Raw genomic sequence first — 18,238 nt, 5'->3', positions numbered from 1 at the left:
ATACCGGAGTTACTTGTAATAACTAAATATTAACTCCTGCTTAACTTTCCCGATGAGTAAAAAGTGTGATTCAGGCACGATACTGGAACGTTTAGGAAAACATTCAGGTTATGTCGGGATCTTCATAGCGCCGTTTCGCATCCAGCGCTTCCTGTTCAGTCTCGTGTTCACTGATCAGCGAGTCCGGCTTGGGGTGATCGGCACGCAGTTGGTACCAGGTCACGGTATGACCCGTCTGGCCTTTTTCAACGGTAACAACGCGCGCTTCACGCGGATAGGGAGGTCTGGTTGGCATAGCTCATCCTTTTTTTATGTCTGAGCTATAAGTATAGACGCCGGTTAGCTGGCACAAGCCAAACGCAGGGCGGTAATAATCTGAATCACAACGTCTTCGGGAGAGGCCGACGCATCCACTACGTGGTGAGCCGCTTCGCGATATAGCGCATCGCGTTCGGCCAGCACTTCGCTCACCTCTTCGCTGAGCGGCCTGGAGGTCAGCGCGGGGCGTTGCCCCTCTTCCGGAAAGGCTTCCAGCCGTCCTACCAGAGCCGACACCGGCGCGCTGAGATAAATCACAATCCCCTTTTCGCGCATAAAGTGACGATTGCACTCCGCCAGAACGATGCCGCCGCCGGTCGCGATCACGGCAGACGGGGTGGTGACCGCTTTCAGCGCGGCCGTTTCGCGTGCGCGAAAGCTCTCCCATCCCTCTTGCTCAACGATCTCAGCGATGGTTTTTCCGGCCTCGGTTTGCAGCCAGTGGTCGGTATCAACAAACTGGCGATGACACACGCGTGCCAGCTCCAGGCCAACGGTGGTTTTCCCACAGCCGCGGGGGCCAACTAAAAAGATGGGTTGGGTCATGCCAGGTGTTCCCCTTGATGCCGAATGGCTGAAGAGTGTAAAGAAATAATTGCAGAAGATGTTGCGATTACTTTACTGCAAAGCGGTACGGGATGACAACCCTGTGGAGGTCACACTGTACCACAAATTGACAATAATTATCATTACGCTGTACGGCGCTTCACTTCCAGCAGCCATTTATCCAGCTCGGCAGCGAACTGCTGACGGTCGCGCTGGGACAGGCTGTCCGGTCCACCGGTCTGCACGCCGCTGGCCCGCATCGTATCCATAAAATCGCGCATGGTGAGCTTTTCCCGAATGGTCGAAGGCGAGTAACGCTCCCCGCGCGGATTGAGCGCCGCCGCCCCTTTCTCCAGCACTTCGGCAGCCAGCGGAATATCCGCCGTGATCACCAGATCCTCCGCGCTGCACAGGCGAACAATTTCGTTATCCGCCACGTCGAACCCGGCCGGCACGCGCAAGGAGCGGATAAACCGCGAAGGCGGTACGCGAATATTCTGGTTCGCCACCAGCGTCAGCGGCATCTGAACGCGCTCGGCGGCACGAAATAAAATCTCTTTAATCACATTCGGACACGCGTCCGCATCAACCCAAATCGCCATATTGTCTCCCCATAATGACTCTGCCGACTATTGTCGCCTGCATTTCGTTGTTAAGCTATCAATCAGAGAAAACAACGCATAATGACGGAGAATCGTGATGGACAAGAAAATCGGGTTTATCGGCTGCGGTAACATGGGCAAAGCCATCCTGGGCGGTCTGATCGCCAGCGGGCAGGTGCTGCCGGGTCAGATTTGGGTCTATACCCCGTCACCGGACAAAGTCGCCGAGTTGCGCGATCAATACGGGATCAACGCCGCCGAAAGCGCGCAGGAAGTCGCCCAGGTCGCCGATATCGTCTTTGGTGCCGTCAAGCCGAACATCATGATCAAAGTGCTGAGCGATATCACCTCCAGCCTGAATAAAGAGACGCTGGTCGTGTCGATTGCCGCGGGCGTCACGCTCGATCAGCTGGCGCGCGCGCTGGGTCACGATCGTAAAATCGTCCGCGCGATGCCTAACACCCCCTCGCTGGTCAATGCCGGCATGACCTCCGTCACGCCTAACGCGCTGGTGACCACGGAAGAAGTGGCCGACGTGCTGAATATTTTCCGCTGCTTCGGTGAAGCAGAAGTGATTGCCGAATCGATGATCCATCCGGTGGTTGGCGTGAGTGGCTCAGCCCCTGCCTATGTGTTCATGTTTTTAGAAGCGATGGCCGACGCCGCCGTGCTTGGCGGAATGCCGCGCGCGCAGGCGTATAAGTTCGCCGCGCAGGCCGTCATGGGCTCCGCCAAAATGGTGCTGGAAACCGGCAAACATCCGGGTGAACTGAAAGATATGGTCTGCTCCCCGGGGGGTACCACCATCGAAGCGGTGCGGGTGCTGGAAGAGCGCGGGTTCCGCTCGGCCGTCATTGAAGCGATGGCAAAATGCATGGAAAAATCAGAGAAGCTGAGTAAATCCTGATTTCTGACCGGGCGTCAGGCGGCCACTTCGGTGCGGCCGCGCCCGGCATTTTTCGCCCTGTACAGCGCGACGTCGGCCGCCTTCAGCCATTCCCGATAATGTCCAAACTGCGGCCCCCAGGGGGCAACGCCTACGCTTATGCGCAGCGCTTCTTTTGGCGCACACGGTAACGTCAGTTTTTCCAGACGCTCATGCAGCCGTGACATCACGGCGATGGCGCTCTCCGCCGCGGTCTGCGACATGATCACTGCAAACTCATCCCCGCCAAACCGGCCGATCGCATCGCCTGACCGTACCGACCGCTGGAGCTGACGCGTAATAGCAACGATCGCCTCGTCGCCCACGTCGTGCCCCCAGGTGTCGTTGATGTTTTTAAAGTGGTCGATATCAATCAGCAATATCGTGGCGGTGCTGTGGTCGCGCCGACAATGCTCAAATTCATTTCGCAGCAGCATTTCCCAGTGTCGGCGGTTGAAGACCCCGGTCATCCCGTCTCGTGTGCTCATCATTTCCAGCCGCTGCTTATGTTCCGCAAGCCTGACGGCGGTTCGGTGACTGAGCCAGGCAAACAGCATGGGATACAGCACGAGTACGGGTAACGTTAAGCCCCACTCCACAAGGTCGGGGTTGAAGACGGCCACCTTCCCGACGAGTGGCAGCGTCACCAGCGCGGAGAGCAGGGTCAACGCGATCCCCGGGATAAACAGGCGACAGCCCCCGGAGCCCATCATATTCATCCCCACCATCATCACCAGCGCTGCCGTCGGTAACGCATTCATCCCCATCACGCCGATCCAGAGCCCGGCAATAATGGCATCGATTTTAAGATTGAAAATTTCCTGCTGATGGGGTGAAGCGGCGCGGCAGGACAGCTGCCAGGCAAAATGGGGCCAGACGAACGACCACCCCACCAGTAAAAGCCACCAGCCGCCGGGTAAAAAATGGGTGACCAGCATCCCCGCAACGGGGAAAAACATTGCCGCCAGGCCGACGGCGCGCGCCAGCCTGACTCGCCGGGCAAACTGAATGCCGGCGCGGTGAGGGTCATCCTGAGAAAGGGTTAAACTCCACTCTTCCCGAATGCGCTTTTTGTTGTAATACGTTTCATCATTCATCATTTTTGGGAATATTCTGAAACATTTTCCCAAATTATAGAGAGGGGGTCTGCGGGGAAAGTATGAAATTTCGGGTGAGACGCCGGAGCCGCTCACCCGTTTGAACTACACTTTTTTCTTCAGGCACGCGCTCATGAACTTGCTGCGGTCGTCCCCTTTAAGGGACTGTTCGGTTGCTTTCGCATTACACTCGCGCATTTTTTGCTGCTGCGGCGTCAGGCTTTTTTCAGCCGGCTTCGCGGCGCCGTTTTTAAGGCAGTCGCTCATGTATGTCTTGCGAGCATCTCCCTTCAGACTCTGAGACGTCGCCTGTTGATTACAGGTGGTCATACGCTGCTGTTGCGGCGTTAACGTTTTCTCTTCCGCGTTCGCCGATGCGATCAGGAACAGGCCAGAGAGCAGAGTAACCAGTAATGTTGTTTTCATTGCACCATCCTTTTGTGAACATTCCCTGTAAGTCTGGTTCGTGACAGGAAAAAAACCACCCGGCAGATGTGATTTCCGCCGGGATTTTATCATTTAAGACCCAGCGCCGCCTTCATGGTGTAGAACAGATCCGTTTGATCGGTCAGGCCTACCACGTTTGCCGCGTGCGGCCCATAGGCTGCAATGCGCAGCTGGGTGCCGGTGTGCTCCATGGACTCTTCTTCAGAGTTGCCGTAGCTCAACACCATAACGGCGCCATCTTTGGTATTCAGCGCCTGCGTCAGGCCCGGGGCTTTGGTATCTGCCGGAATAATCTGGCTGGCGTGCGCATGGTCCGCGGTGACCACCACCAGGGTGTTGCCGTCTTTTTTCGCGAACTCAAGCGCCTTCTGCACCGCTTCGTCCAGATCGACGGTTTCGCCAATCTGGCCGCACGGATTCGCCGCATGATCCTGCTTATCAATCGACGCGCCTTCCACCTGCAGGAAGAACCCTTTTTCGCTCTTGCTCAGCAGAGAGATAGCTTTATCAGTCATCGCCGCCAGCGTCGGTACGCTGTCCGTGCGTTTCGGGTTAGGCGTACAGGTTACTGCAGGTTTATCGATATTGCCGTGATAAGAGGCTTTTGGTCCTTCCCAGCGCACGGGCATGTTGCCGTCAGAGAATAGCCCCAGCAGCGGCTTGTCCTGGTTCGCCTCGGTGATGGCTGCCAGCGAACTGGCGTCACTCACCAGCTGATAGCCGCGGGCCTGCGCCTGCTCGCGCAGCGTTTTGCCCTGCCACTCGCCCGCCGTTGCGGTTTCTGCAAAGGTTTTCGCGCCGCCGCCCAGGGTCACGTCAGGACGCGCGTTCAGCAGCTGTTCCGTAATCGAGCCTTTGCCGCCTTTTTCCAGCGCGTTCGTCGGGCATTTTTCGCTGGTCACTGACGGGCCGTAGCATTTACGCGAGGTTACATGCGCCACCAGCGCCGCGGGCGTTGCATCCTGAAGTTCAGCGGTGGAGACGTTGCCGGTCGCCAGGCCCGCCGCTTTTGCCATCTCCAGAAGGGTTTGGTGATCTTTTTCGTGAATATCCACACCCAGCGCGCCATTATAGGTTTTCACGCCGGTGGACCACGCCGTAGCAGAGGCCGCCGAGTCCGTGACGTAATCCGGTTTACCGGTTTTTTTATCCAGCGCGTAATGGGTATATTGTCCGGTCAACGGTAATGCGTCGATACCTTTAAAAAAGCCGCCCGCACCCTCGGCATAATTTCGCGCCGCCGTAATTTCGGAATCCCCCATTCCATCGCCAATAAGCAGAATAATATTTTTCGCCGGCTTATCATTCAGCGAAGCGCGAATAGCGGCAGTTTGATCTTCTGATAAACGGCGTGCGCCGCCAGGCTGGGTGATATCCCCTTTTGCCGCGCGATTATCCAGCACGCTGGTTTGGGCAGTATCGGCATAAATGGCAGGGGTAATTAACAGGGGAAGTAATGCGATGAAAAGTGCGCTCTGTTTCAATTTATTTTCTCCATGTACAAATACATAAAAATAAAAACAGAGCGACTATAGGCATCCTGCATGACAATTCTATGACACGTCGTTACGTCCTGTGACGGTTTAGGTGCGCGGATGCCTTAACAGCTTCTTTACGTACTGGTGGAGCATCTCGGCATCCTCAACCGGAACCTGCGATTCAGGCCTGACGCTGTCCAGTGCGCCTTCCACGCTCTCAATCAACGCCTGCTGATCGGTTTTCGCCATTTGTCGCAGCAGCGCGGTGACCACAATTTCCAGCGCTTCGACCTGAGCAACCAGCTCTTTTGACTCCTCTTCCTTTTGTGCCAGTTTGACCAGCAATTCAGCAATGAGATTTTTCATCGTGCCAGTTCCTTTTTCAGTTTTGTCTGAAGTTAGCATTCTGAATCCATAATGCAAAGAGAAGAAATTTATTATGGTATGCAAAAGTGATGCAGGAATAAAAATAAAGAACCACCGCGGTGAGCGAAACGTTTTTCTATAAAAAAACGCCGCATTTTTGTTATATAAAAATGCGGCTACCATAAGAATATATAATACATCAACGAAACGATTATCTCGACGATTTCGCTTCCGCCATTTGTCTGCGGCGACGCAGCGCAATAGCCAGCTGGATAATATTGATTAAAACGACAATCGCCGTGGCGGCAAATACCCAACGAAAACCGGCCATCGCGGAAACGGATGCGCCAATAAGCGGACCGGCAACATTCCCCAGATACATAAATGACTGGTTATATCCAAAGATACGCCCCGTCACCTGGTCGCTGGAATATTTAACCAGCAGGGTCTGTACCGCAGGCAACATGGCGCCATCAGCAAAGCCGAGCAGAAACCGCAATATGCCAAGCTGAAGCGGAGAGGTGACAAACGACATCGCGAAGAAGAGCACCACCGCAAAGATCAGCGTCGCCATCAGGATGCGCGCGGTGCCGATCCTGTCACCCAGTTTTCCCAGACGCGGCGCGGAAATCAGGGCGGATACGCCCGGTACGGCGGCAATCATGCCGCTCAGAAAAGCGATATTTGTGCTATCCGGCTCCATCGACTTGATAAACAGCGCCAGAATCGGACCGACCGAACCGTTACAGAGCTGGATAACCATAGTGGTCACAAACAGGCTGATCATCAGTCCCGGATAGGGCAGCGAGGCGAAGACGGCCTTGCCGCTCAGGCGTTCAGATTTACTGATAACCGGGCGGCCTCCCTCTTTGATAAGAAAGAGCGTGACCAGAAAACTGACCACCAGCAGGATCGCGGTGATGATAAATACCGCGCGCAGCCCGACGTGGTCCGCCAGAAAGCCCCCCAGCAGCGGACCACCGATGACGCCGCTGATCTGCGCCGTGGAGAGCGTGCTCAGCGCCCAGCCGCTACGCTCGCGCGGCACCTGAGAGGCGACCAGCGCCATGGCGTTTGGAATGTACCCGGACGTCAGCCCCATCACCGCACGCAGGAAAAACAGCTGCCAGACGTTGGTGGCGAAGGCCTGGAGCAGAATGGCGATCGCCATCCCGAGCGAGGCGCGCAGCAGCATCAGTTTACGGCCTTTCCGATCCGCCAGGCTGCCCCACATCGGTGACACAATGGCGGACACCAGAAACGTGACGCTGAACGTCAGGCCGGACCACATGGAGAGCGCTTCATGCGAGGTCACCCCCAGCTGCGAGACGTACAGCGGCAGGAACGGCAGGATCTGGCTAATGGCCAGCCCGGTAAAGAAGCAGCCAAACCAGACCGAGATAAGATTAACTTTCCAGGATTCCATAACGAAATAGTCTTCATTTTTAGGCGAATTCGCCGACAGATTAGCAAGTTACGCGTTTTGACGTCGCACCAGAGATGCGGCCCGACTGACTTTGGTGTTTTATCTTCCCAGTCATCATATTTGTGAAACAAGTCACAATTCATCCATTTTCTGGCGGAATATTATGCTTCACCGGCAGAGGCCGAAACCGCGCATTCCCAGATGAAAATGGTTGGCATGCGCCGCGTTATACTCCGGTCCCAGACCGTTTCCGTAGTAGCCGCAGCTTGCCGCAAGCATAGCCTTCAGCCAGGGCTGCGTCGTTGCAGCCTTCCAGCCGTTCAGCACCGTGACGCGTTCCCCGTTCGCCAGACGAAAAGCGGCGATATCCAGCGCCTCCGCCGTGGCATGTTCACTGCGGCGCGCGTCGGGGCGGTGATAAATATTGCGGCAGGCATAGCTGCCGAGGTGGTCGATACGCGCAAGGTCGCTGCCCGTATAGCGCTTTGTCAGCGGTCGGGCCTGCTGGCTGATAAACAGCGCAGAGCTGAGCGCCAGCGGACAGCTGGCAAGAAAGCTCCCGTTCAGGCCGACCGGACCGAAGTCACGCACGCGCACGACGTTGTTAAGCGGACACGCGCCGCCGCTGTCCGCCACCGGCTGGGTGCGGATGAGATCTCTTTGGTTAGCCTGCGCGAGCAGGCTCTCGCACGCCTCGGGGTTTAAGCGCCGAAGCTTATACTGGGTGATTCGGCCCGGCGGGTCGTCCAGCGTCAGCGGCATGAAAGGGTTGTAGTAAGACGGCAACCAGCGGTAACCCACCGTTGCAACGGCCACAATGATGAATACGGTCAGCAGCGTTTTTCCTTTCACTCTCCCCCCTCAACATTCCCCAAAACATTATGGCAGAAGGCCGCGAAACCCGCCGGGCATCGTGGTATGTTATTGGCTTTTCGTCAGACTGGAAGAGAGTGAGATGGCTAAGCAGCGCGTAGGTATTGTCTTTGGGGGAAAATCAGCGGAGCACGAAGTGTCATTGCAATCGGCCAAAAATATCGTTGATGCGATCGATAAAAGCCGTTTCGACGTGGTGCTGCTGGGCATTGATAAACAGGGCCAGTGGCACGTGAACGATGCCAGCCAGTATCTGCTGAATGCTCACGATCCGGCCCATATCGCCCTTAATCCTTCGGAAGTGAGCGTCGCCACCGTACCCGGCGTCGTGAAGGGGCAGCTCATCGACGCCGGCAACGCTCAGGCTCTCGCCCAGATCGACGTTGTCTTCCCTATTGTTCACGGCACCCTGGGCGAAGATGGTTCCCTGCAGGGGATGCTGCGCATGGCCAACCTGCCGTTCGTCGGCTCGGATGTCCTCGGCTCTGCCGCGTGCATGGACAAAGACGTCACCAAACGCCTGCTGCGCGATGCCGGGCTGAATATTGCGCCATTCGTGACCCTCACCCGCGCAAACCGCGACAAGCACAGCTTCGCGCAAATCAGCGGAGAGCTGGGTCTGCCGCTGTTTGTGAAGCCGGCAAACCAGGGCTCCTCCGTAGGCGTCAGCAAAGTCACCAGCGAAGCAGAGTTCACGCAGGCCGTCCGTCTGGCGTTTGAGTTCGACCATAAAGTGGTGGTTGAGCAGGGCATCAAAGGCCGTGAAATTGAGTGCGCCGTGCTGGGCAACGATTTTCCACAGGCGAGCACCTGCGGCGAAGTGGTGTTAAACAGCGACTTCTACTCGTACGACACCAAATACATTGATGACAAAGGCGCGCAGGTTGTCGTTCCTGCGGATATCGATCCGGCGATTAACGATAAGATCCGGGCGATCGCCATTCGCGCTTATCAGACGCTCGGCTGCTGCGGCATGGCGCGCGTGGATGTGTTCCTGACGCCGGAAAACGAAGTGGTGATCAATGAAATCAACACGCTGCCGGGGTTCACTAACATCAGCATGTATCCAAAACTGTGGCAGGCCAGCGGCCTGAGCTACCCGGAACTGATCACCCGCCTGATAGAACTGGCGCTGGAGCGTCACGCCGCCGACAGCGCGCTTAAAAGTTCCGTAAACGGTTAATCGGCGCTCTTCGTCGACTCCGCGTCATCCGCTGTCGTCTCTTCAGGACGACGGCGGATAATCAGCCCCGCCAGCCAGAAACTTATCACCCAGGTCACCAGCCCGACAGCATAGGTTTGCCACCCTTTTGCTTCAAACCCCAACAGGCCCACGACACCGTTAAGAATAAAGATCAGCCCGATGGCAAAGGCGTAGTAGTGCCAGTCACGGCGTAGTTTGGACGTGAGCTTCATAACAACTCCGGCAGGAAAAAAAGACATCCTCTCACAGTTTTACGGCCAGGTCTGTGGCAGATACGGAAATTCTGAAACGCGACGCAATTTCACTTAAGTGATGAAATTGTGATGTGCTGCAGAAATCGACAATCCAGGAGAATTCCGGCGCGTAAATTACCACGATTCTGATATTGACAAATGCGATGACCTGTCAAACTCACCCCGTAAGACGCGTATTAAAACAGAGTGATACCACGGGAGGTCAACATGGCTGACTTTACATTGTCGAAACCGATTTTTGGCGGCAAACCAAAAACCTCCACGGCGGGTAATATTGCTTATGCCCTGTTTGTCCTGTTCTGCTTCTGGGCCGGTTCCCAGCTGCTCAATATGCTGGTCCATGCGCCTGGCGTTTATGAACACCTGATGCAGGTGCAGGATAACGGACGCCCGCGAGTTGAGATTGGGTTTGGCGTCAGCACCCTGTTCGGCCTGATCCCCTTCCTCGCGGGATGTATGATTCTGGGCGTTGTAGCGTTAGTTCTGCGCTTTCGCCGCCGCCGTTAAAGCCCCATACAGCGCGCCCGGCGATCGTCCACGCGTTTTGCGAACCATGCGGTTGTCAGGTTACGCGTGATCTTCGGGCTTTCCAGCTGGATCCCCGGCAGGATCGCCCTCGGTAACGTTTTCCCACTTTTCTGCTCCGCAAGCGCAAACACCTTGTTGTACAGATCCGTTTTCTCAAAGGCCAGGCTATCGCCTTTCTCAAGCTGACGGCGAATGTCGCTGTTGCTCAAGCCAAGCGTTGTCGATAATTTCCGTACTGCCAGCTCGGTGCTTCCCGCCTCGCTGCTGCCGTAAGCGATGAGATCGCCGTCCAGCGCCAGCTTGACGCCGCTTGCGCGGCTGACCGCACTCTGGAATGCCGCATTACGGCTGGCATACCAGCCCGCGTTAAAGTCGGCAAAGCGGTACAGCGGCTCATTGTAGTTCGCCGGATAGTTCAGCAGATGATACGTGCCGAACCACAGTCCGCCGCGCAGGGAGAAGACCTCCTGGCGCACCGTACCGTCGATTTTCCACGGGTAGCCGTCGGTATGCTTCTCCGCGAACGCAATGCTCACCTGCATCGGGCCACCGGTATGTACCGGGTTCAGCGAGCCAAACAGCTTCTGCCCCATCGGGACCATACTGATGAAATCATCAAAGATGGCGCTAAGCTGTTTTTCGGTTTTCACCGCATCCAGCCGTTCGCTGTAGCTTTTGCCGTTCGGCGAGGTGATTTTAAGCGCGGTATGCACCAGGAAAACCGGGATATGCATGGACTCCGCGCGGCGGTCGATCTCTTTCCAGGCAATTTTGTTCAGGCCCGGCACGACCGGGTCTGACTGGTACATCGACTCCTGCTGCGCCACCGCCAGCACCGAGCAGATATTCTCCTCGGTCGGCGCGATCTTTTGGCTTTCAAAGGTTTTTGCCAGCGCATCTGCCCACTCATTGCGATCCTTCACGCTGGCGGGCATTTTCTGCCGCACTACGCTCGCCACATCGACGGGCTTCTCCCCCTTTTTGAGCGGAGCGGCACCTTTTTCGGCACAGCCTGCCAGCACAAGAGCGGCCAGCAAGGACAACGGTAACGCGCGCGGTACGGCAAAAGACATAGCAACTTCCTGTATTAGCTAAATGTGTTGGTGACTTCCTGCAGGTCACGATCGTCCAGCTCACGTTCAAAACTGCGCAGACGTTTGTAGATGGACATCAGTTCTACCAGGGTGGTCCAGGAGCTGATCAGGTACTGGAACGAGCCTCGAACCTGACCGAAAACGTTGGTAATCTGCGTCATCAGACCGAGCGTAATCGTACCCGCAACAATCGACGGGAACAGCAGGAACAAACCGAAAACGTTATCCACCTGCAGATACAAAATACGCGCGATGTTGAAATACATATAGTGGAAGTAGAGTCGGAAGTAGTTACGACGCACGGCGCCAAACAGCTCGCGGACGGTCGGCGGCGAGGCGCGGTTGGCATCATCTTCGCCGTAAACCAGCTCTTTACGATAAGCGGCTTCCACGCGTTGATTTTTAAACTCCAGGCCCGGCAGCTTGATCCCCACTACCGCCAGCAGGCCCGTCCCCATCAGCGACCAGACGATCGCGGCAATCACCAGACCATAAGGAATATGACCGACAATAGGCAGATCCGGCACGTGCGCAGAGAGCGTTACCAGCACGGGCAGGAAGGCGATCAGCGTCATGATGGCGTTGATAAAGCTGACGCCCATGTCTTCAAGGGTGGAGGCAAAACGCATGGTGTCTTCCTGCACGCGCTGCGCGGCGCCTTCGATATGGCGCAGGTGCTGCCAGTGCGCCATGTAATGTTCATTCATCGCGGTACGCCAGCGGAAAACGTAGTGGCTGACGAAGAAGTTGTTCATCACGCCGATGATAACCGCAATCAGGGCGATACCGAGGAAGATCCCGACTTCATGGTAGAACTGGTTGATGGTCACCTTGTGCGGCGAGCTCAGCGCGGTCTGGATCAAATCGTAGAACGGCGCATACCAGGCGTTAACCGCCACGCCCACTTCGACAAGAAACCAGGTGACAAAGATAATCAGCGATGTGCCGAGGATTGACCAGTACTGCCAGCGGTGCGGAGAATACATAAACCAGAACAGCGCAAACAGCCCAACGCACACCATATAGTAGGCGTAAAACAGCAGATAGCTCAGCGACCAGAAGCGCGCCGCGCTAATCGGCACCTCGCCCGTTGCTCCCGTGATACGCGTCAGCCATGCGCCGCCGCCCGCCTGCCAGAAAATGACAGCGATGAGTGCCCAAATAAATGCCGACAGGAAAAAAGGCCCCGGCTTTGGGAAAAAAGACTTAAACATAATGCTTCCTTCTTGTTGTTATGGCTGTTGCTGTGCACAACACGTTACCACACGAAAAACCTGCCCGAGCCAGCCTCCCGGCTCCGGCAAAAAGGTCAGACCCGAGCGTTAATTATTAGTTCGCTTTCCAGTTTTCAAGAATTGTTTCGGTGCGTTTCACCGCGAGAGGATTCGCCGGCGCGATGAAGTTACGCCAGACGTCGTTGTGATGGTTAATCAGGATCTGTGCTTCAGCAGCCGGGCGGTTGGATGTGGTATGGGCATCTTCCGCCACGGTGATGTGATAACCCCGGCTGACGCCGTTCTTGATCGTCGCGTCAACGCAGTAGTCGGTGGCACAGCCGCAGATGACAAACTCGCGAATGCCCTGCTCACGCAGCAACGTCTCTAGCGCGGTGTTATAGAAGGCATCACAGGCGGTTTTAGTGACGTAAAGCGCGTCAGCAGGCTGATGGAGTTCAGGCAGTAGCGCAAACCCTTCGCTTCCCTCTTCCAGGCCCCCGGCCTCGGTATGTTGAATAAAAATCACCTTGTCGGCTGCCTGCGTAAGCTGGTTGATCAGAGAGACACATTTTTCGCGCTGATGACGAGGGGTTTCAAATACCCCGTTCTGCATATCGACAACCATAACCACACGCTTCTCAGACATACCGTTCTCCGTAAGATTGAGTGACACTGGTGCCTATCATAAGCCCGATGTCACAAAATGGGAGATGGCTCGTCAGTAAATTGTTCATATTTACCCATGGTTACGTTTTTCTCGCTATCGTTATGCAATTCGGGGCATTGCGCGGTACCGTTTAGTAGTATAAATACCCATTACTTTCCTCATTCACTTCATGGATGCTTTTCGTTGAAACGTTGTCTGCTCTCTTTTGCCGCGCTGTGTGCGGTGAGCTTTTCTACCGCCCAGGCAGCCCAACCGCTGACGGCGCCCGTTTTAGCTTCAGATATTGCCGATCGCTACGCGAACCTTATCTATTACGGCAGCGGCGCGACCGGTATGGCGATGGTCGTCATCGACGGCAACCAGCGTGTGTTCCGCAGCTTTGGCGAGACGCGCCCAGGAAATAACGTTCACCCGCAGCTGGATTCCGTTATCCGCATCGCGTCCCTAACCAAGCTGATGACCAGCGAAATGCTGGTGAAACTGCTCGACCAGGGCGTGGTGAAGCTCGACGACCCGCTCAGCAAATACGCGCCGCCAGGCGCCCGGGTACCCACGTATCAGGGGACGCCGATCCGGCTTGTGAACCTTGCCACCCACACCAGCGCCCTGCCGCGTGAGCAGCCAGGCGGGGCGGCGCACCGTGACGTATTTGTCTGGCCAACGCGCGACCAGCGCTGGAGCTACCTGAGTACCGCCACGCTGAAGGCAGCGCCGGGTTCGCAGGCCTCTTATTCAAACCTGGCCTTTGACCTGCTGGCGGACGCCCTTTCAACGGCGGCTGGCAAACCCTACACGCAGCTGTTTGAAGAGCAGATAACCCGTCCGCTGGGTATGAAAGACACCACCTTTACCCCGTCCCCGGATCAGTGTCGTCGCCTGATGGTGGCGGAGAAAGGCGCTAGCCCCTGTAATAACACGCTCGCGGCCGTGGGCAGCGGCGGGGTCTATTCCACGCCTGGCGACATGATGCGCTGGATGCAGCAGTTCCTTTCCTCAGATTTCTACGCCCGCAGCAGCCAGGCCGATCGTATGCAGACCCTGATTTATCAGCGCACTCAGCTGCAACGCGTCATCGGGATGGACGTGCCGGGTAAAGCCGATGCGCTCGGCATGGGGTGGGTCTATATGGCACCGAAAAATGGCCGTCCGGGTATTATTCAGAAAACCGGCGGCGGCGGCGGATTCATCACCTATATGGCCATGATCCCGCAGTCAAACGTGGGCGCATTTGTGGTGGTCACCCGCTCCCCGCATACGCGTTTCGTCAATATGAGTGACGGGATTAATAACCTGGTGGCAGAACTGAGCGCCAATAAGGCCCAGGTGCTCACCGCGTCAAACTAATTTTAATATTCCGTGGGCAAGCGGTTGATGCTGACCAGCTTGCCCCGGCTCATATTGATATAGTTTCCCTGCCTCAGGGCGGCAAGCACCTCGGCAACAACGGAGCGTGAAATTCTTGTGCTCTGTTGAATATGATTCATCACACCGATTTTTGAACGCAGCGTTTCATCCCATTCCGCCATATTCAGCAGCATCGAGCGGATCTGGTGATAGGAGTTATTTCCCACCAGCTGCTTATCGCGTTTCTCAAGAATGTAAGTTATCCAGGATAACCAGCAGAAGGCCTCTTTCCAGAGTGAATACTGCTGGATAAGTTGACGGGTGGTTTCCGTGGGCAAATAAAAACCGGTACAGGCCGTTTTAGCAATTACCCTGTATTCGTGAGAGTGATTAATCACCACCGTAGACAGCCCGAATATAAAAGGGGCAGTCGCAATCCCCACCAGCAGTTCATCAGAAGTTCGATAAACCTCAATAACGCCGGTTTGTAATACGATCGTACAAGGCTCATTCCATTCGTCTGACGTAATTAATTGCTGGGGCGCACATGTAAAAGGAGTACTGGCCGCTGTTAAATACTGTTCGAGCCGGCGTAATTCAGAAAGCGGTTTCGCATTAACGTTCATGCAGACCTCAAGTCATCCGTATTTGTCGGTCCAATATTATTTTTATTACTTGTATAAAAAGCGGGGGAGATAACCACTCCCCCCGCTTTTATTCATTTCCAGGTATATTTCACGCCCAGATTTGCGCCCCAGTTCTGATCAACGTCGCCGCCGCCCAGATAAGTGGCATCGGTGTACGCACTGAAGTTCTTCGTGAAGCTGAACTGGGTGCCCAGCCCTACCCGCACAGCGGAGCCTTTCACGCCGTTATCAATGCTGTCACCGTTAATATCGGCATTGTTATCGGCGTCGTCATAGACGTAGGCCAGTTTGAAGTAAGGCGTCAGAGCCTGTTCGCCGCCGTAGTTGAAGGTATAGCCCGTATCAACGCCGAGTTCATAACGCAGGCTATCGTAAGATTGTCCATCAGCGCGCATGTCATTACTCAGACGATAATCATCGCCAGACTGGAACAGGCCAGAGACGGCGGCATATGGCGTAAAGTAGCCAGAGAGGTTTGGCTTCCAGTCATAGCCCAGCTTCAGCCCAAAACCAACAGCATCATTCGTGGTATTGCCGTCAACGTACTGACCGTTGCTCATGTTGGCGGAGAGATCGCTGTTGAAGCGGGTGTAGCTCAGGGAGCTGTCGAGGAACAGATCGTTCATGAACTTCGCTGACGCATAGATCATCGCAGTCTGGCTATCCTGATCGACCTGACCGGTACGATCGCTGGTATCACCCTTCGCGAAACCTGCCGCACCACCGACGATCCACTTCGCGTTATTACCGTCAATCTGGGTGTCCACACCCACCATAATGCCGCTCACGTCCTGATCGTAGCTGATAACGCCATTGTCACCGTCGAAGTTGCCACCGAAGTAGCTCACCCACGCCCCGCCGTTATCCGCCAGGCCGTGACGGCTGTTGGTCAGACGCGTGCCAACGGTATCCTGCTGCAGATTCCAGATATTGGTATTGGCAGATGGGATGCTCAGCGCCATATTGGCAGAGTCGGTCAGCTCTTTCTGCTGAAGGACAACGGCGTCACCCTGCTGCTGCGCCTGATAGGTGTAAGCGCCTAAATCGGCTTTGTTTGCTGCAGTAAAGCTGGCTGTGGTATCCGCATTATTGTCATAGACGCGAATAATCTCTTTGTTTTTGTAATCAGCAACGGAACCGGCACCGGTCGCATCGTCGATGCGCACCTGGTAGTTACCTGCAACGTCACCGTTTACTGACAGATGGCCATTAGAGTTAATCGCCACAACACCGTAGTCGTAATCGGCATTGTACTTATCGTTAGTGATATAGCGTGCGTTGTTCAAATCGCTGTTCAGGACGTAATCACGGCTGGCAACGTTAAGCTCCCCGCCATCGGTCAGTTCCATATTGTGCGTATCAACCTGACCCAGCCCCAGCGCCAGCTCAGCACCGTTATCCACGGTGATGGTGTTGGCATACAGTTGGGCCGTTTCTTCCGTCAGTGCCGCACGGCTATAGCTGTCCAGATACAGACGGTCGGTCGCCACGGCACCGCTGTCTCCAATATTCATTGATGAAGCATTGGTCAGGGTGATGGAGTCCGCCAGCAGGCCAGAGTCTTCGACGTTAACCTGAGACTGGTTGTTTACCATCAGCGTGTCGATATTAGAAAGCTTGCGGGTATCCCACTCAGAGCCGTTATCCAGCGCGATGTTAAACAGCCCGCTCTGATACACCGCTTCACCTGCAACGTGTCCGTTGCTGTCATAAACGGAATCCGGCCAAATGCTGTTAGGGGATAAGCTACTCCAGTCTACGTTGCTGTAGCCCAGGCCATACATCTGCGCTGGGCCGATAGCCTCGACGCTGGACTGTGCTGCACCGACCCATTTGCTGCCGTTGGTCAGGGTGACATCCAGCTTATCGGTGCCATCCCAGCCGTTGGTGGTTGGGTTATAGACACCGTCTGCAGTGGTATCCGTAGCCGGATCGCCGTTCGGATAGAAGTTGTTGTCGAAGGTGCTGGAGAACAGAATATCGCCAGTAACGGTGGAGTGATCGAACGTGGCAGTGGTCTGCATCGCGTTATCAGACGCGCTAGCGGCAACGATCAGCGCCGCATCATCTGCCGCCGTGGCATTCGTTTCACCGTAGTCGCTCGGCTTCGCGGTTTGACCGTAGAACCCGCTGGTTCCCAGATCGCTGTACGCGCCTGAGGTCAGAACAGAGTCTTTCACCACCAGCGTGTCGGTAAATACTTTGCTGCTGTTGGCTACGCCTTCCACACCGTCGTAAGGGGTATTATCCGGCTCCTGATAACCCTGCGTCAGGGTAATACCGGCAATGTGGGAATTATTCTGGATAACAATATCGGACTCCACATCCAGGGTAATCGCATTACCCAGATTATACGTGTCCAGATTGTGTCTTTCCGTATTTTCCCCGTTCACGACGTCATACGCATAATGCTCATAGGTATCGTTAATGGTGGAATTATCTACGGTCAGGCTAAAACGATCGTATTGAGAATGGTTGGTGCCATCGGTATCCAGGCCGTCAGCACACGAGGAGGTCATACACTTAGAGGTAATCATACCATTAATGGTGCTGTTGGAAATGCTTAACGCATTCGCCCGCCCATTGATACCATCATCCAGATAGTATGTTGAAATAACACCATTCACGGTGCTTTTATTAATCACCGGATAAATATCGCCGTCGTGGGTCGCGTCTGAGTAATCCCAGTCGGCATAGCCATAATACCAGGGAGCGGAAGCGGTATTATCGTATCCGAATGTATTATATGTCGTACCGGAAATATCCTTCGCATTGGCCTGAGAAGCGATAGCCAGGGTGCAGGCTAATGCAAGTTGAGATACAACGAGTTTCTTTTTCCATGTTTGCATTGGGTCATCCCTCCTCAGGGACGTAAGCAAGTTTGTCCATCAATGATTTTGCAATGTTTAGTTTAATTGCGGAGGGAATTATGCATTTTCATTTCGAAAAGGTTCAATGAATGTTTCCATTAAGTCCGTATCCAGACTAATAACGCATCAAAACCGAGAAAGCCTCTGTCACTACAGATAAATATTATAAAAACAAAGCATTAAAATAGAGACGAAACAATAATGTACATATAAAAATAAATAATGAATCATTTTCAATGATGTTTTCTGTTTAATATAAAAACAATATGAATAACTTATCTCCATTTCGGCGTTATACTGTCCTGCATTATATATTGATGCCAAAAAACCAGACT

The 18,238-nt window shown here is 54.8% G+C and carries 19 protein-coding genes; 4 read left to right on the top strand and 15 right to left on the bottom strand.

All coding sequences use genetic code 11. The annotated features are described in order from the left end of the window. Positions 1 to 103: 103 nt before the first annotated feature. The 3 genes from yaiA to WM95_RS05265 all read right to left on the bottom strand — a co-directional run bounded on the left by yaiA (position 104) and on the right by WM95_RS05265 (position 1,466). Complete coding sequence (yaiA, locus tag WM95_RS05275; protein WP_023310538.1) at positions 104 to 295, bottom strand: protein YaiA; 192 nt, start codon at positions 293 to 295, stop codon at positions 104 to 106. Positions 296 to 339: 44 nt separating this feature from the next. Next, positions 340 to 864: a shikimate kinase AroL gene (gene aroL, locus WM95_RS05270; RefSeq protein WP_029739752.1), complete on the bottom strand. Its 525-nt coding sequence runs from the start codon at positions 862 to 864 to the stop codon at positions 340 to 342. Positions 865 to 1,007: 143 nt separating this feature from the next. Continuing rightward, positions 1,008 to 1,466: a YaiI/YqxD family protein gene (locus tag WM95_RS05265; protein ID WP_010428006.1), complete on the bottom strand. Its 459-nt coding sequence runs from the start codon at positions 1,464 to 1,466 to the stop codon at positions 1,008 to 1,010. 97 nt (positions 1,467 to 1,563) lie between these two features. Here WM95_RS05265 and proC point away from each other — a divergent pair, with 97 nt between their 5' ends. After that, positions 1,564 to 2,373 (top strand): pyrroline-5-carboxylate reductase, encoded by an 810-nt coding sequence (gene proC, locus WM95_RS05260; protein WP_023310536.1) that lies wholly within the window; start codon positions 1,564 to 1,566, stop codon positions 2,371 to 2,373. A gap of 14 nt (positions 2,374 to 2,387) precedes the next feature. Here the strand turns inward: proC and adrA are convergent, their stop codons facing one another. The 6 genes from adrA to WM95_RS05230 all read right to left on the bottom strand — a co-directional run bounded on the left by adrA (position 2,388) and on the right by WM95_RS05230 (position 8,057). Next, complete coding sequence (gene adrA, locus WM95_RS05255; protein ID WP_063408754.1) at positions 2,388 to 3,491, bottom strand: diguanylate cyclase AdrA; 1,104 nt, start codon at positions 3,489 to 3,491, stop codon at positions 2,388 to 2,390. Positions 3,492 to 3,593: 102 nt separating this feature from the next. Then, positions 3,594 to 3,914, bottom strand: coding sequence for a phosphate starvation-inducible protein PsiF (psiF, locus tag WM95_RS05250; RefSeq protein ID WP_023310534.1), 321 nt, complete (start codon positions 3,912 to 3,914; stop codon positions 3,594 to 3,596). An 89-nt stretch (positions 3,915 to 4,003) separates the two neighbouring features. Beyond that, a complete protein-coding gene (gene phoA, locus WM95_RS05245) occupies positions 4,004 to 5,419 on the bottom strand; it encodes an alkaline phosphatase (protein ID WP_023310533.1) in 1,416 nt (471 codons plus the stop codon). 99 nt (positions 5,420 to 5,518) lie between these two features. After that, positions 5,519 to 5,779 (bottom strand): anti-adapter protein IraP, encoded by a 261-nt coding sequence (gene iraP / locus WM95_RS05240; protein ID WP_023310532.1) that lies wholly within the window; start codon positions 5,777 to 5,779, stop codon positions 5,519 to 5,521. 211 nt (positions 5,780 to 5,990) lie between these two features. Further along, the gene (locus WM95_RS05235; RefSeq protein ID WP_045356391.1) at positions 5,991 to 7,205 is read right to left on the bottom strand and encodes a multidrug efflux MFS transporter; all 1,215 of its coding nucleotides are present in this window, start codon (positions 7,203 to 7,205) and stop codon (positions 5,991 to 5,993) included. A 168-nt stretch (positions 7,206 to 7,373) separates the two neighbouring features. Next, the gene (locus WM95_RS05230) at positions 7,374 to 8,057 is read right to left on the bottom strand and encodes an extensin-like domain-containing protein (RefSeq protein WP_063408755.1); all 684 of its coding nucleotides are present in this window, start codon (positions 8,055 to 8,057) and stop codon (positions 7,374 to 7,376) included. A 103-nt stretch (positions 8,058 to 8,160) separates the two neighbouring features. On the opposite strand from WM95_RS05230, the gene ddlA reads away from it, so the two are divergent. After that, positions 8,161 to 9,261 (top strand): D-alanine--D-alanine ligase, encoded by a 1,101-nt coding sequence (gene ddlA, locus WM95_RS05225; protein ID WP_029739746.1) that lies wholly within the window; start codon positions 8,161 to 8,163, stop codon positions 9,259 to 9,261. Here ddlA and WM95_RS05220 read toward each other — a convergent pair. After that, the gene (locus tag WM95_RS05220) at positions 9,258 to 9,494 is read right to left on the bottom strand and encodes a DUF2754 domain-containing protein (protein WP_063408756.1); all 237 of its coding nucleotides are present in this window, start codon (positions 9,492 to 9,494) and stop codon (positions 9,258 to 9,260) included. The two genes, ddlA and WM95_RS05220, sit on opposite strands and share 4 nt — an antisense overlap. Before the next feature lie 249 nt (positions 9,495 to 9,743). On the opposite strand from WM95_RS05220, the gene WM95_RS05215 reads away from it, so the two are divergent. Then, positions 9,744 to 10,043: a DUF2755 family protein gene (locus WM95_RS05215; protein WP_008503287.1), complete on the top strand. Its 300-nt coding sequence runs from the start codon at positions 9,744 to 9,746 to the stop codon at positions 10,041 to 10,043. On the opposite strand, the gene WM95_RS05210 is transcribed toward WM95_RS05215, so the two are convergent. The 3 genes from WM95_RS05210 to WM95_RS05200 form a co-directional block, all read right to left on the bottom strand. Next, the gene (locus WM95_RS05210) at positions 10,040 to 11,137 is read right to left on the bottom strand and encodes a DUF1615 domain-containing protein (protein WP_063408757.1); all 1,098 of its coding nucleotides are present in this window, start codon (positions 11,135 to 11,137) and stop codon (positions 10,040 to 10,042) included. The two genes, WM95_RS05215 and WM95_RS05210, sit on opposite strands and share 4 nt — an antisense overlap. Positions 11,138 to 11,151: 14 nt before the next feature. Then, positions 11,152 to 12,372: a peptide antibiotic transporter SbmA gene (gene sbmA / locus WM95_RS05205; protein WP_023310526.1), complete on the bottom strand. Its 1,221-nt coding sequence runs from the start codon at positions 12,370 to 12,372 to the stop codon at positions 11,152 to 11,154. Between the two features lie 115 nt (positions 12,373 to 12,487). Beyond that, positions 12,488 to 13,021: an isochorismatase family protein gene (locus tag WM95_RS05200; protein WP_063408758.1), complete on the bottom strand. Its 534-nt coding sequence runs from the start codon at positions 13,019 to 13,021 to the stop codon at positions 12,488 to 12,490. A gap of 204 nt (positions 13,022 to 13,225) precedes the next feature. On the opposite strand from WM95_RS05200, the gene ampH reads away from it, so the two are divergent. Further along, positions 13,226 to 14,386, top strand: a complete 1,161-nt coding sequence (gene ampH / locus WM95_RS05195; RefSeq protein WP_023310524.1) for a D-alanyl-D-alanine-carboxypeptidase/endopeptidase AmpH — start codon at positions 13,226 to 13,228, stop codon at positions 14,384 to 14,386. Positions 14,387 to 14,388: 2 nt separating this feature from the next. Here the strand turns inward: ampH and WM95_RS05190 are convergent, their stop codons facing one another. Together WM95_RS05190 and WM95_RS05185 are read right to left on the bottom strand one after the other, a co-directional pair. Beyond that, complete coding sequence (locus tag WM95_RS05190; RefSeq protein WP_023310523.1) at positions 14,389 to 15,012, bottom strand: helix-turn-helix domain-containing protein; 624 nt, start codon at positions 15,010 to 15,012, stop codon at positions 14,389 to 14,391. A gap of 92 nt (positions 15,013 to 15,104) precedes the next feature. Further along, the gene (locus WM95_RS05185) at positions 15,105 to 17,882 is read right to left on the bottom strand and encodes an autotransporter outer membrane beta-barrel domain-containing protein (RefSeq protein WP_063408759.1); all 2,778 of its coding nucleotides are present in this window, start codon (positions 17,880 to 17,882) and stop codon (positions 15,105 to 15,107) included. Between the last annotated feature and the right edge of the window lie 356 nt (positions 17,883 to 18,238).

This window comes from Enterobacter cloacae complex sp. ECNIH7 (genome assembly GCF_002208095.1).
Taxonomy (GTDB): Bacteria; Pseudomonadota; Gammaproteobacteria; order Enterobacterales; family Enterobacteriaceae; genus Enterobacter; species Enterobacter cloacae_M.
Note: the sequence above shows the minus strand (reverse complement) of the source record. Positions and strands in the feature narration are given on the sequence as shown.

Bases quoted from the DNA above. Each gene is read 5' to 3' on its own strand.
- aroL (WP_029739752.1), bottom strand. From the start codon at position 864: ATGACCCAACCCATCTTTTTAGTTGGCCCCCGCGGCTGTGGGAAAACC.
- WM95_RS05190 (WP_023310523.1), bottom strand. From the start codon at position 15,012: ATGAACGTTAATGCGAAACCGCTTTCTGAATTACGCCGGCTCGAACAG.
- ddlA (WP_029739746.1), top strand. From the start codon at position 8,161: ATGGCTAAGCAGCGCGTAGGTATTGTCTTTGGGGGAAAATCAGCGGAG.
- psiF (WP_023310534.1), bottom strand. From the start codon at position 3,914: ATGAAAACAACATTACTGGTTACTCTGCTCTCTGGCCTGTTCCTGATC.
- WM95_RS05210 (WP_063408757.1), bottom strand. From the start codon at position 11,137: ATGTCTTTTGCCGTACCGCGCGCGTTACCGTTGTCCTTGCTGGCCGCT.
- sbmA (WP_023310526.1), bottom strand. From the start codon at position 12,372: ATGTTTAAGTCTTTTTTCCCAAAGCCGGGGCCTTTTTTCCTGTCGGCA.
- WM95_RS05200 (WP_063408758.1), bottom strand. From the start codon at position 13,021: ATGTCTGAGAAGCGTGTGGTTATGGTTGTCGATATGCAGAACGGGGTA.
- WM95_RS05215 (WP_008503287.1), top strand. From the start codon at position 9,744: ATGGCTGACTTTACATTGTCGAAACCGATTTTTGGCGGCAAACCAAAA.
- yaiA (WP_023310538.1), bottom strand. From the start codon at position 295: ATGCCAACCAGACCTCCCTATCCGCGTGAAGCGCGCGTTGTTACCGTT.
- iraP (WP_023310532.1), bottom strand. From the start codon at position 5,779: ATGAAAAATCTCATTGCTGAATTGCTGGTCAAACTGGCACAAAAGGAA.
- proC (WP_023310536.1), top strand. From the start codon at position 1,564: ATGGACAAGAAAATCGGGTTTATCGGCTGCGGTAACATGGGCAAAGCC.
- WM95_RS05220 (WP_063408756.1), bottom strand. From the start codon at position 9,494: ATGAAGCTCACGTCCAAACTACGCCGTGACTGGCACTACTACGCCTTT.
- WM95_RS05265 (WP_010428006.1), bottom strand. From the start codon at position 1,466: ATGGCGATTTGGGTTGATGCGGACGCGTGTCCGAATGTGATTAAAGAG.
- adrA (WP_063408754.1), bottom strand. From the start codon at position 3,491: ATGATGAATGATGAAACGTATTACAACAAAAAGCGCATTCGGGAAGAG.
- WM95_RS05185 (WP_063408759.1), bottom strand. From the start codon at position 17,882: ATGCAAACATGGAAAAAGAAACTCGTTGTATCTCAACTTGCATTAGCC.
- WM95_RS05235 (WP_045356391.1), bottom strand. From the start codon at position 7,205: ATGGAATCCTGGAAAGTTAATCTTATCTCGGTCTGGTTTGGCTGCTTC.